This window comes from Chryseobacterium sp. AG363 (assembly GCF_003610675.1).
GTDB lineage: Bacteria > Bacteroidota > Bacteroidia > Flavobacteriales > Weeksellaceae > Chryseobacterium > Chryseobacterium cucumeris.
Map to the genome: position 1 here is coordinate 1036780 of NZ_RAQF01000002.1, position 13131 is coordinate 1049910.

General features: G+C 35.9%; 14 protein-coding genes. 3 read left to right on the forward strand and 11 right to left on the reverse strand.

Translation table 11 applies throughout. The annotated features are described in order from the left end of the window. From DEU39_RS04615 to DEU39_RS04630, 4 genes are all read right to left on the reverse strand, one after another. Nucleotides 1-357 carry a rhodanese-like domain-containing protein gene (locus DEU39_RS04615; protein WP_120231094.1) on the reverse strand — a complete coding sequence of 119 codons (357 nt, stop codon included), beginning with the start codon at nt 355-357 and terminating at the stop codon, nt 1-3. Next, complete coding sequence (locus DEU39_RS04620; protein WP_120231095.1) at nt 354-656, reverse strand: DUF3817 domain-containing protein; 303 nt, start codon at nt 654-656, stop codon at nt 354-356. The genes DEU39_RS04615 and DEU39_RS04620 overlap by 4 nt, the downstream gene beginning before the upstream one ends. 2 nt (nt 657-658) lie before the next feature. Further along, nucleotides 659-1117, reverse strand: coding sequence for a hypothetical protein (locus DEU39_RS04625; RefSeq protein WP_120231096.1), 459 nt, complete (start codon nt 1115-1117; stop codon nt 659-661). A 67-nt stretch (nt 1118-1184) separates the two neighbouring features. Next, on the reverse strand, nt 1185-1775 hold the full coding sequence (locus DEU39_RS04630; RefSeq protein ID WP_120231097.1) for a TetR/AcrR family transcriptional regulator: 591 nt from the start codon (nt 1773-1775) through the stop codon (nt 1185-1187). 149 nt (nt 1776-1924) lie between these two features. Between DEU39_RS04630 and DEU39_RS04635 the strand changes: the two genes are divergently transcribed. The 3 genes from DEU39_RS04635 (at nt 1925) to DEU39_RS04645 (ending at nt 4616) form a co-directional block, all read left to right on the forward strand. Continuing rightward, on the forward strand, nt 1925-3142 hold the full coding sequence (locus DEU39_RS04635) for an MFS transporter (RefSeq protein ID WP_120231098.1): 1218 nt from the start codon (nt 1925-1927) through the stop codon (nt 3140-3142). 334 nt (nt 3143-3476) lie between these two features. Beyond that, the gene (locus DEU39_RS04640) at nt 3477-3695 is read left to right on the forward strand and encodes a bacteriocin-like protein (protein WP_120231099.1); all 219 of its coding nucleotides are present in this window, start codon (nt 3477-3479) and stop codon (nt 3693-3695) included. 69 nt (nt 3696-3764) lie between these two features. After that, nucleotides 3765-4616: a GLPGLI family protein gene (locus DEU39_RS04645; protein WP_120232191.1), complete on the forward strand. Its 852-nt coding sequence runs from the start codon at nt 3765-3767 to the stop codon at nt 4614-4616. Nucleotides 4617-4620: 4 nt separating this feature from the next. Here DEU39_RS04645 and pdeM read toward each other — a convergent pair whose 3' ends face one another. The 7 genes from pdeM to DEU39_RS24650 form a co-directional block, all read right to left on the reverse strand. Next, nucleotides 4621-5262, reverse strand: coding sequence for a ligase-associated DNA damage response endonuclease PdeM (gene pdeM / locus DEU39_RS04650; protein WP_157885740.1), 642 nt, complete (start codon nt 5260-5262; stop codon nt 4621-4623). Nucleotides 5263-5313: 51 nt separating this feature from the next. Then, nucleotides 5314-5916 (reverse strand): 2,3-bisphosphoglycerate-dependent phosphoglycerate mutase, encoded by a 603-nt coding sequence (locus DEU39_RS04655; RefSeq protein WP_062669619.1) that lies wholly within the window; start codon nt 5914-5916, stop codon nt 5314-5316. 146 nt (nt 5917-6062) lie between these two features. After that, nucleotides 6063-8513, reverse strand: a complete 2451-nt coding sequence (locus DEU39_RS04660; RefSeq protein ID WP_120231100.1) for a ligase-associated DNA damage response DEXH box helicase — start codon at nt 8511-8513, stop codon at nt 6063-6065. Nucleotides 8514-8689: 176 nt separating this feature from the next. Continuing rightward, nucleotides 8690-10270 carry an ATP-dependent DNA ligase gene (locus DEU39_RS04665; protein ID WP_120231101.1) on the reverse strand — a complete coding sequence of 527 codons (1581 nt, stop codon included), beginning with the start codon at nt 10268-10270 and terminating at the stop codon, nt 8690-8692. Beyond that, on the reverse strand, nt 10267-11289 hold the full coding sequence (locus DEU39_RS04670) for a ligase-associated DNA damage response exonuclease (RefSeq protein WP_120231102.1): 1023 nt from the start codon (nt 11287-11289) through the stop codon (nt 10267-10269). The genes DEU39_RS04665 and DEU39_RS04670 overlap by 4 nt, the downstream gene beginning before the upstream one ends. Before the next feature lie 282 nt (nt 11290-11571). Beyond that, nucleotides 11572-12429 carry a S41 family peptidase gene (locus tag DEU39_RS24645; RefSeq protein ID WP_228436634.1) on the reverse strand — a complete coding sequence of 286 codons (858 nt, stop codon included), beginning with the start codon at nt 12427-12429 and terminating at the stop codon, nt 11572-11574. A 171-nt stretch (nt 12430-12600) separates the two neighbouring features. Beyond that, on the reverse strand, nt 12601-13020 hold the full coding sequence (locus DEU39_RS24650) for a hypothetical protein (RefSeq protein WP_228436636.1): 420 nt from the start codon (nt 13018-13020) through the stop codon (nt 12601-12603). Nucleotides 13021-13131: the final 111 nt, after the last annotated feature.

Here is a 13131-nt window from a genome sequence, read left to right on the forward strand (position 1 = left end):
TTATGGATGAATCGTTTGCTGGAGATCGGTCCAGGCACCTCCGTTGTAGATATGTTTAAAGCCTCTTTCTTTCAGGATATTCTCCGCTTTTACACTTCTGAGTCCGTGAGAACACACTGTGATATATGTTTTTTGGGGATCTAATTCAGTATAGCGTTCTCTGATTGTTCCTAAAGAAATATTCACAGAACCTTGTATATGCCCTGTTTGATATTCCTTTTCCGTTCTTACATCCAAAATAACAGCTCCTTTTTTAAGGAGTTCCGGCAAACCGTTATCTAAAGTCTGGAATCTGTATACTTTGTAGACAACATACAGAATAAGAGCTATTCCACAGAATATAAAAAGAATTTTCATAGCTTGCTCAGAATTTTTTTATCAATATAAAAAGTACCAAACAGAATAAAGCAGGCCAAAATTACCTTCCATGTTATTTCTTTAAATTTCCAGTTCTGCTCTACGCCCACACTCAGTGTATTGAACAGGAAGAGTAGGAATAATGTTCCGTGCACAGGGCCAATGAGTCTTACCCATAAAGGATTGTCCATCCAGTATTTCATAGGGACTGCAATAAATATCAGAATCAGTAAGGAAATTCCTTCCAAAATAGCCAGAATCCTAAGCCGGCCGATTTTTGTTTTAAATAAATTGATCATAATTATCTGAAATAAGGTCTGTTTGCAAAAGGAGAAAAAGGCCACGGAATGGCAATGAAAATAATAATCAATGCGATAGAAAACCAGAGTCCCATTGTCTTAAATTGTTCTTTATCCGATGGTTGTCTTTTGGCTAATGCAGAGCCGATCGTGATGATAATAATGGCTGTAATCATCAGCGAAATATGGATTAGTCCGAAAAATACATGTTCCAAAGAGTCTTTGGCTTCGTTAAAATTTTTCCAGAAGTATTGGATCACCGGGCTTTTAAAATAAAATATCATTCCTATGGCCAGCTGAATATGAGCTATCGTTGCAGTCCAGTGCCTTACCTTGTTATCTGCTCCTGTAAATTTTCTGTTGGAAGAATATCCTTTGAAAGAACGATAAATTGCATAAATCAAGCTTATTAAGACCAACCATCGGGTGAGGGAATGTAAAAAAGTAAGGGTTTGATACATCGTTTTTTTTTGAACACAACAAAGGTAAAATAAAAACATACTAATTAGTATGTTTTTTGAGAAAAAATTATTGAAGCGTGTTGAAATAAGACTTAAGTCCTTTTAAATAAATAAAATATACTTCTTTTGAATTTTCTAACTTACCCAGATTTCTTATTCCCCAATAGCCTGAAATAACAAAAACACTTACTTCTTTTGCATTTACTTCTTTGTTGATGATTCCTGCTTCTTTACCTTTCTCAATACTTTCTGCAAGAGCCTGTTCCCATTCTTTTGAAAGTTCATGCAAAGCCTGTGTAAAAGCATGATGCCATGGTGCCATTTGCTGTACGAAATTTGAAGTAGGGCAGCCATATTCCACTTTTAAAAAGTCGTTTTCAATCAGTAAATGGAACATGATATCATAAATACTGTCTAAAGGATTCTGACTGTTTTGAAGAGAGTTTATGAAAATCTTTCTGAAATTGGGCTTCATCAGATCCGTAATAATAGCGAGTCCCATATCATCCTTGGTTTTAAAATGATAATAAAAAGCACCCTTCGTCACCTGAGTCGTTGCGATAATTTCATCAATGCTTGTAGTCTGAAAACCTTTCACATAGATCAATTCGAAAGCTTTCTGGAGAATGGTAAGACGGGTTGCTTCTGATTTCTTCATTAAAACTGATGATTATTTTACAAAGGAACACATTTTAAATGTAAAATAAAACTATCATTATTCTGATACTTTTATACAATTTAAATAATTTTTATAATATAAATATTCGTCAGAACTTTGCCTTGTCAATCTCAACAAATTACAAGACAATGAACTTTCAAAAAGAAATACAAATCAATCCTGCAACACAGACCGCTAAAAAAGGTCTTCCTGCAGCTTTATGGGCATTAACAATAAGTGCTTTCGGAATAGGAACTACAGAATTTGTTATTGTAGGGCTGCTTCCTACCGTAGCCTCAGACCTGGGAATTACCATACCTTCCGCAGGGCTGCTGGTTAGTCTCTATGCGATAGGAGTGGCAATCGGAGCACCGATATTAACGGCATTAACAGGGAAAGTACCACGCAAAATGCTTCTGGTTTCCATTATGATGTTATTTGTTATTGGAAACGGACTGGCGTCTATAGCTCCCAGCTTTATAACATTAGTTCTGGCAAGAATACTTACGGGGTTGGCCCATGGAGTTTATTTTTCCATAGGTTCTACCATTGCAGCTTCGCTCGTCTCTGAAGAGAAGAGAGCCACAGCCATTTCTATTATGTTTGCCGGACTTACTCTTGCGATTGTAACAGGAGTTCCACTGGGAACATTTATAGGACAGCATTTCGGATGGAGAGCAACTTTCATAGGGGTTTCAATCCTTGGAATTATAGGGTTGATAGCCAGTTTGTTATTAGTTCCAAATAACCTTAAAAATGGGAAAACCACATCTTTAAAGAGTCAGTTTAAAGTATTGGGAAACAGACGTTTGATTTTTGCTTTTTTAATGACTGCGATGGGGTATGGAGGTACGTTTGTAGTATTTACCTATCTGTCACCTATTTTACAGAAAATTACGGGATTTCAGGAATCTACGGTCACTTTTATCCTTTTGATTTATGGAATTGCCATTGCTTTAGGAAACCTCATTGGTGGGAAAGTTGCGAATAAAAATCCTCTGAAAGCTCTTTTATGGATGTTTGCAGCACAGGGATTGGTATTGCTTGCGTTTTATTTTACAGTAAGCAGTCCGGTTTTAAGCATCATTACTCTTTTTCTTTTAGGAGCTTTATCATTTGCTTCTGTTCCCGGACTTCAGTTATTGGTGGTACAGATTGCTGAAAAAGAAGTTTCGGGAACTGAGGATGTAGCTTCAGGGATCAATATTGCGGCTTTTAATATCGGTATTGCAATCGGATCTTATGCTGGAGGAATGATTGTTACCTCTTCCTTAGGTTTGGCAAGTACGCCATGGATAGGTGCTTTATTTCTGTTGGTTACGGTATTGATTACAGTCTACAGTATTCGTTTAAGCAAGAAAAATTAAGATTTCACGAATCGTTTTTATAATAATTTCTAAGCTATGCTTCATAGCGAAAACTACAAACCAGGATGTTAGAGGCATGTAAATGATGGTTTTATAAAGGCAGGTTTTTATCTGCCTTTTATTTTTTCTTAAAATATTTTCAGTTTAAAAAAATCTCTTTAATTCTGATTATGTAGCATGTATAAAATTACAATTTTCTGATTATAGAATAGACTTCGTTATTTAAATTGTATTAATTTAAATTATTGAAAATCAATTATTTAACATAAAATAATAATTCATTTCTGAGGTGAATTATTGTGTACATTTATATTCAAATTTAAAAACACAAATAATGAAAAATTTAAAAAAATTATCCCGAAACGAACTTAAAGCGGTAAAAGCAGGTCAAGTTTGGATTGCCGAAACTTCTTGCGGTATAACAGCTATGACGACTCAGGGCTGGACACCACAACAAGCAACAGAATGGCGTGAAAGGGTTGAAGCTATTAACTGTAAAACACCTATCTTTTCCAGCTCTGATCCTAAACATCTTGCAGCTAACCTTAATTAATGTAAATTGAAGCACTTATAGTAGAAGATATTTGATTATAAGTGCTATTTAAAAATGAAAACCTCGCCTATGGATTGCCATAAAAAGTTACTTCAACTATTCATTCTGTTGTATAGTGTTTTATCCTATACCCAATCATACAAACAAGATACTTTACGTGGTGAGTTCACATATATGTTAAGAGCCAAATTTGATACGCGAACAGATAACAAATATGAAGACCAATTTTTGTTACAAATAGGTGATAATTGTGCATTTTTTGCAAATACAGTATCACTTAAAGGAGATTCAGTAATGGCAAACTCAGGAACAACAACAAATAATCCGGATGGAAGTATAACACTGGGTTGGAAAAAAGGAACGGTAATTCCAAAAACAGACTTTAACTTTACCATTATACAAACTCATGAAAACATACAATATTTTGATTCAGTTTTCATGTCATTGTTCACCTATAAAGAACCCGTGATAAAGAACTGGAAGCTTATAAATGAAACTAAAGTAATCAATACGATTAATTGTAAAAAAGCGGAAGTTACCTTTAAAGGAAGAAACTGGATTGCATGGTATGCTCCTGAAATTCCGTTTCCGTACGGGCCAATGAAATTCAGTGGATTACCTGGTTTAATCATAAAAATCACCGATGAAAAAGGAGATTATGATTTTGAATTGGTAAAATCTATGTCTAACTCTCAATTAAAAAATAAACGAATCAATATGAAGAAAAGCAGATACACCAGAGCTGCAGAAACCACACAGGCAAAATTAAAACAGGCACAAAGCAATGCTGAAACGAATGCAGCAGGTGTACTTGCTAGTTATGGAACTACCATTATAAAAGGACAGGAAATATTGAAGAAAAGAGAAAAAGAAAGAAAAGAGAATAAAAAATATGAAAATCCCCTGGAGTTAACACCTTAAGTGATCATATTTCATAAATTTCTTCATCTGTAAATACAAAAAATGTACTTTTCTTAGGCAGGTTTTTTGTATCTAGTCCTGTGAATTCGCTGAAAGCAGGTAATAATAATTGATTGTTGCTGAGAGCAAAACATGGAAGTCTGATGTTTTTAACAGCAGAATTCAGCACAATTCCTGGGTGGATATGTCCGGTAATCTGGAATCCGGATGCTGTTGCATCAAAATCATGAATAAAAGTGATGCCTTCTATTTCAAGTAATTCAGATTTATAATTAAAGCATAACTTTTCTTCCAGAGGTTTTGAGATCCGGTCATGATTTCCCTCAATAAGATAAAACTTCATATCTGGATACTGATTTTTCCACCTGCAGAATTCATCTACATCAGAATTGTCTCCGGCATGAAGTAGATCTCCGACTACAATAAATTTTTCAGGCTGAAAATATGCAATCAGCGCTGACAATCTTTCCATATCACTTTTCATAATATGATTGGCCAGTGCAATGCCGTTTTTACGAAAATGAGCGGTTTTTCCAATATGCAGATCAGATAGAATCAAGGCTTTTTCTTTTTGCCAGAATGCTGCCCGCTGGTTGGTGAGAATGAAACTTTCGTTTTGGATGGAAATATTTTTAGTTGCTATCAACACTTAATAAATTGAAAATTGAAGGTTTAAAGTTAATCTATTTAAACCACATCAGCTAACTTTCCTGCTTACATGAAATTTCTCATCAAAAATATAAGTCAGTGGAAAACCAGTAGCAATTTCTCTTTCTAAAATTTCTTCAGGAGAAAGATGTTCCAGATACATGATAAGCGCTCGTAGACTGTTGCCATGCGCTACAATTAATACATTTTCCCCTTGTTTCAGCAACGGCCTTATCTGGCTTTCAAAATAAGGGATTACTCTGTTGTAAGTATCTTTAAGGCTTTCTCCACCTGGTGGAACTACATCAAATGATCTGCGCCAGGTATGAACCTGTTCATCACCATATTTCAGAGCCGTTTCTGCTTTGTTGAGCCCTTCCAGATTTCCGTAAGAACGTTCATTTAATGCTTTATCTTTAACGACAGGAATATCCGGATTTCCTATTTCATCCAGAATGACAGAGAGGGTATGTTGGGCTCTGATCAGGGCAGAAGTGAATGCTATATCTATTCTTTCTCCTCTCAGCGCAATACCTGCTTTTTTTGCTTCTTCAATACCGGTTTCAGTTATATCGATATCTTTCCACCCTGTAAATCTGTTTTCCAGATTCCAGAGTGACTGTCCGTGACGGACTAAGAACAATTTTTCCATTTTTAAATTTTATTTCAACTTCTAAGAAGGTATACTCTAAGTTACGATGATTATTTAAACTTATCAAGAAAATTAACGTAGAATATTAGGTAATGAATAAGATTTAAAATAGCGTGGATTTATTGAGAAAAATATTGAATTAATCATCAAATATCACTTATATCAGACAGTTTCAGCATTCTTTTAATTCTCGCATCCAGTCCTTCACTTGAAAGCGTTTGTCGTAAACTGTCTACTTTAATAGGAAAACTTAACGGAGTAAATGATCGGGAATATTTTAAAATAATTTCAGATTTTTCAATTCTTTTAAAAGCTTCTACAAGCCGCTGTTCCTGAAGTTGCATATTAAAAACTTCTGTATACGCCTGTTTTATTAAAAAATGATTGGAATCATGGTCTTCCAATACTTTAAAAATCAGTCCGGCAGAACTCTGTAATGATTTGTTAGAACGTTGTTGCCCGGCATAATTTTGAATTACCATTCCTGAAATCACTGCAATATCCCTAAATTTTCTCCTTGCCATTTCCGCAGAATTGATACTTGCGATCACATCATTCATCAGATTCTCTCTGCTTAAAATCTGTTGAAGATTGTCTTCATTTAAAGGAATTTCTTTATCACTGAACAGTTCAAATCCATAATCATTCATCGCCATAGAAAAGGATATTGGAGCCAGTTTCGAGATCCGATAGGCAATCAGAGCTGCCATTACTTCATGAACCAGACGTCCTTCAAAAGGATACATAAACAAATGATATCCTTCACGGTTTTTGATCAATTCCACCAGAAACTCATCTTCTTTTGGAATATGGGAGTTTTTTTCCTGGTTCTTTAAAAGTGGGTGTAAAAATTTAAGCTCTTTTTCCGAAGCTTTCGGATTTAAGGCATGTGACAGTTTTTCTCTAAGAAAATGCCCCAGATTGGAGCTCAAAGGAAGCCTTCCGCCAAGATAGCTCGGAACCAGGGCTCTTCCTTTAGCTGCTCTTACATATACCGTCATATCTTTAATGATAACAACTTCCAGTGTACGTCCGGCCAGAATAAATTTTTCTTCTTTTTTTAATTTTGAAATAAAATATTCTTCAATCATTCCGATATAGCCACCGGAAATAAATTTTACCTTCAACATGGCATCACTCACAATCACACCCATATTCATCCGGTGGAGCATAGCGATTTTTCTTGAAGTTACTTTATAAAGACCATCTTCCATAATGACGATTTTATGAAACTCTTCATAGCTTTTCAACACACTACCGCCAATCGTAAGAAATTCCAGGATGCTTTTCCATTCTTCATCCAGCATTTCCTGAAAGGCATATACTTTTTTAATTCTTGGGTACAGTTCATCAGGATAAAAGCCATCTCCAACCGCCAATGTCATCAGAAACTGAACCAGCACATCGAAACATAAAACCTGTGGCTCTCTGGGCTCAACCACTTTCTGTTTTACAGCTTCTTTTAGAGCTGAAACCTCGATCAGTTCCAAAGAATGGGTGGGAACACAATAGATTTTTGAAGTTTCAAAAGGAGAGTGGCCACTACGTCCGGCTCTTTGAAGAAAGCGTGCAACGCCTTTGGCAGAACCAATTTGAATAACTGTGTCTACAGGTTTAAAATCAATTCCGAGGTCTAAAGATGATGTGGAAACCACAGCTTTTAATTTTCCTGAACTTAAATTTTCTTCAATCCAGATTCTTAAATGAGCATCAATGGAACTGTGATGGATAGCGATCTGACCTGCAAAATCAGGATAAGCATCGAGTAAAAGCTGGTACCACATTTCACTCTGACTTCTGGTATTCGTAAATACAATAGTAGATTTTGATTCCAGAATAATAGGAACAACTTTATCTGCAAGTTTGTTTCCCAGATGTCCTGCCCATGGCAATATCTCGATTTCATCCGGGAATACCGGCAGAATATCTATTTTCTTATGTTCTTTGGCTGTAATTTTTATCTTTTTAATATCATACGGGATAAGCACTTCCATGGCTTCATCCAGATTTCCGATGGTTGCGGTGATTCCCCATATTTTGATCTTCGGAACATATTTTTTAAGCTGAGAGATACCAAGTTCTACCATGACACCACGCTTTGAACCCAATAATTCATGCCATTCATCCACTGCTACACATTTCATATCCCGGAAAAATGTTTCATTATTTTTTTGTGCCAGAAGCAGATGAAGGCTTTCAGGAGTTACAACAAGAATTTCAGGCATCTTTTTTACCTGCTGTTGTCTAACTTTCGGATCCGTATCTCCGTTTCTTACGCCTACAGCCCAATCAAGCCCGATTTCATCAATGGCTTCCTGCATCGCTTTTGCAATATCTTTGGACAAAGATCGGAGTGGCGTGATCCAGATCATTTTTAATCCTTTTTTATATTGTTCAGGATGATTCAGAAAATCTGAAATTAAGGCTAAAAAAACAGAAAAAGTTTTTCCAAAACCCGTAGGAGCAACCACCATTCCGCTGTATCCGTTTCCAAATTTTTTCCAGGTTTCCAGCTGAAATCTGAAAGGGGCAATACCTTTATCCGTCATCCATTGCTGAATGATCTTTAGTCCGTTGGTATGTTCGAAAGCTGCCAATTTTATTTTTTATTTTGTTTTAACGCAAAAGGGGCTAAGAATTTATGTGATATTGTTTAATTTTCGATCGCAAGGACGTTTCACTCAGTAAAGACAATTCTTACTATCGCTGAACGTAGTGTCTTTGCGAACGAAAATAGTATTAATAAAAATATCTTGCGACATTGTTTTAAAATCTATTGTATTAATTTTTTTATTTCTTCCAAATCATCAATTTCGTCTACGGTTTTGTCTTTCCTCCATCTTACAATTCTTGGAAATCGTAGAGCTACACCACTTTTATGACGATTGCTGAAACCTATACCTTCAAAAGCAATTTCAAAGACCAGTTCTGCTTTTACCGTTCTTACAGGACCGAATTTCTCGATGGCATTTTTGGTAACAAATCGGCTCACCTCCATGATTTCTTTATCTGTTAATCCTGAGTAGGCTTTGGCAATGGTCACCAGGCTATCTCCGTTTTTCACAGCAAAACTATAATCTGTGTAATAAGCACTTCGCCTGCCGCTTCCTTTCTGGGCATAGATCAGAACGGCATCAATGGTAAAAGGATTGATTTTCCACTTCCACCAGTCACCTTTTTTCCGTCCGGAATGGTAAGGTGAATTTTTTTGTTTTAACATCAAACCTTCGCTGTTTACATCTCTTGAATTTTCACGAAGCAAATTCAGTTCTTCCCATTTTTCAAAATCCAGACTTTTGGAAATGCTGATGCGTTCAGGGTTCTCATTCAGTAATAATTCTTCAAGTAAAGCTCTTCTTGCGGAGATGGGTTTTTCTCTCAGATCGTTGTCTTCCAGTTCCAGTAAGTCATAGACAAAGACTTCTATAGGTATTTCTGAGAGCATTTTTTTAGTTAAAGTTTTCCTGTTTAATCTCTTTTGTAATTCATTAAAATTTAAAACTTTACCATCGTTTACTGCAAGTATTTCTCCATCCAGTACAAAGTTACCTTTCATGGCTTTTATGGCGTCTGCAATTTCCGGAAATTGTTCTGTGACGAGTTCTTCACCTCTTGACCAGATGAACACTTCATCGTTTCTCCTGATGATTTGCCCGCGTATTCCGTCCCATTTGTATTCTACCAGCCATTCATCAGGATTTCCCAGTTCTTTAGTCTCTTTTTCCAAAGGATAGGCAAGGCAGAAAGGGTATGGTTTTGAGTTGTCAGGGTTTACATTTTCGGCATCAATAAGTTCTTTGAAGGAAACTTCTTCCGGCTGCCATTTTCCCATTAAACTGTGCATCAAAGCACTCGGTTCCTGCCCTGAAAATTTTGTCAGTGCATTGATTAATGTTTTATCTGAAACTCCAATCCGGAAGCTTCCGCCAATTAATTTATTGAAATTCAATCGCTCGGTATAATCCAGCCCATTCCAGGACTGCAGTATAAATTCTTTTTTTTCTGCATCTGTTTTGCCTTTCAGACTCACGATATCATTCATCCATTCTGATAATGAACGTTCAATTTTTTCCTCTGGAGGCGGAAGAATTAATGATAGAGTTTCTCCAAGATCTCCTACCGAAGAATAGGATTCCTGAAACAGCCAATAAGGAAGTTTTGTGATTTCCAGGGCCCATTCTTTCATGTAATTGGTATTGACATTTCTCTTAGGTCTTTTGCCGGTAAATAAAGCGATAAACCATACTTTATCTTCATCAGGAGCACGCTCAAGATAGTCAATGATGGCATCAATTTTAGCATTGGTTTTATTGGTTGTTTCCAACGCGTTGATAAGGTCTGCAAAATGTCTCATGATTCCGGATTTTGTGAGATTTCTTTTTCAGATTCTTCTTCATCTTCACCGTAAAGTGTTTCTACAACATCTGCTTTAATTCCTGTTTCATTAAGATATTTTGAAAAAACTTCTGTCTGTCCATGAGTAACATGAACCAGCTCTGCTTCAGTTGCTTTTACCGTTTGTAACAGCCCTTTCCAGTCTGCATGATCACTCATCGCAAATCCTGCGTCCGCGCTTCGCCATCTTCTGGCACCACGTACCTGCATCCAGCCGGAACATATGGCCGTGGCCGGATCTGGAATCTTTTTGATGATATTACTGTCGAGCAAAGCAGGTGGTACAATCACAATTTCGTGCTCCATTTCTTTCGGACGTTCTCTGAAATCCGCAATGGTATATTCAGGAAGTTCAATTCCTACTGTTTCAAAGGCTTCATTAAGCTTTCCGATAGAATAATGAACATATATTTTCCCTAAATCTTCCACTGCTTTCATGATACGCTGGGCTTTTCCTAAAGAATACCCTATGAATACAGAAGTTTTATTGTTTTCTTTATTTTTCAGAACCCAGTTCTGGAGTTTTTTATTTAAGTCCGGAACTTCCAGCCAGTTGTAAATAGGCAGTCCAAAGGTGCTTTCTGTCACAAATTCATTGCATTTTACCAGTTCGAAAGGAGTACTTAACCCATCATCCTGAACTTTATAATCTCCTGAAATGACAGTTACATAGCCTTTATATTCAAGCTTTATCTGAGCAGAACCAATGATATGTCCGGCAGGGTGAAGTGAAAGTTTTACTCCATTGATGGTAATCACTTCTCCATATTCTACGCTCTGGCATTCGATATCTGGTCCAATTCTCTGGTAAAGAATAGGTTTGGTAAAATGGTGACAAAGGTATTTTTTCATTCCCCAGCGGGCATGATCAGCATGACCATGGGTGATAACAGCCATCTCTACGGGTCTCCAGGGATCTATATAAAATTTTCCCTGGGGACAGTAAATGCCTTTTTTTGTAAATGTGATTAATTTCAATGGTGTAATTGGTTTATAGAATTAGCTTCAAAAACTTAACCAATTTACAATAAAGTGTTTATTTTTTAATTTTTGTGGTATGAAATCTAATAACAGGATCTATTATGTTTGAATGATCATTCATAATAAATTCAGGCCAAAGCCGGTAATGAAATTTCTTTTATTAAACAGGCTTTCTCCGACTACGCCCAGGATAATGGTCCATTTCTATTGATGGAAAATGATACAGGAAAGATTGAAGGCATAAAAAAAGCTGTTCCGATTCGAAACAGCTTCTATCGATTATTTTTCATTCAACACGTCATTTACGAAGTCAATCCATTGATAATCCGGAATAGTTTTGTCTATGAAATAATCGGGTTGAATACCTTTTTCGTCAATGGCCATATCAGGAATACGAAAGCTTTTGGAGAGTGCATAACCCAGTTTAAACTCGTTACAAGGGGAATTTACAAAATACATATTGGAGATATCCAGAACTCCGGCAGTAGTGGTTCCGAAAAGCTTTACTTTTTTACTTTGTTTAGCAGCCAGTAAAAATTCTTCTGCAGTACTTCCGTTTCCGTTATTAATGATGATTCCTACATTCTTTGGATATGGTGAAATTTTATCCATTTTGGTGATTCCTACAATTTTTCCATCATCCTGAAGGCTTACAAATTTGCCTAAGTTCTTGCTGAGTTTGTCATAAGCTTTCTTCAGATATTCTCTTTCATCTGCCTGCATACCATATTTCTGATAGTTGTCATAGAAATCAAGCATTCTCTGATTATTCAGTTTTGTAGAATAAAGCTGTGTTCTTACACTTCGGATAGGGTTTGTGTAGAGATAAGGAATAATTTTGGCAAAACTGTTATCACTTCCACCACCATTATATCTGATATCAATAATTAGATTTTCTGTACTTTCAATTTTTGATTTATTGGCTGTAATAACGCTGTCAATATCTTTTTTCAAAGCACCATTAAATGAAGGGATTCTCAAAAGCAGTGTAGTCTTATTAAGCTGCTTCAGGAACGGTTTTTGTGCCATAATAGCCTCATAATACGTTTCAATTCCTTCTTCTTTTTCAAATTTCGGGGAAACTCTTTTCAGGGTAAAGTCATTGATTTCAAGATAGTTTTTTCCTACAAGTCTCATATCGTGAATTTCCTGTCCGGTTTTATTTCTCAGATAATAGGTTCCTTTGGTTTTATCGTTGTTGAAAGTCAGCTTTAATTCATTAGGTTTCCAGTTTTCGGCTGCGGATTGTATGATAAAACCTTTATAGACTTCCCCAAACTTTTTAATACCTATTGTATAGGGCTCAACTTACCAAATTCCTTCAATATCTGAATCATTTTTAGATGCAGCTTCTTTTTTGAACTTTTCAAGATCTATTTTCACCAATTCTGTTTTGGTATTTTCACTAACTGGTGGCGGGGCTTCGGTAGCTTTATTTTCTATTTTTGAAACTGAAAAATGACCGGATCTGAAGAATTTAAGCCAGTCATAAATTGTCTGATAACATTCTGTATCGGATTTTGCATTTTTGATTCTTTTCAGAAAGTCATCATTATGAGCCTGATAAGCGGGAAGACCTTTTTTATCAATCACATACTGATATCCGGCATCATTTTCTTCAAAAGTCTTTTTTACCCACTGATAATTACTTTCACAATTGCAGTTTTGAGCAAAGCTAAAAGAAGTAGATGTGATAAAAATTAAAAAAAGTGTTTTAATTTTAAGCATATATTAGTTATTAGTTGTGTTGTAAAGCTTACAAACCTAACGATAATCCTAATTTTTTATGATGCAAAAAAGAGAATTTTTCTAAAAAAAATCTTTTCTGATGCACTTTTT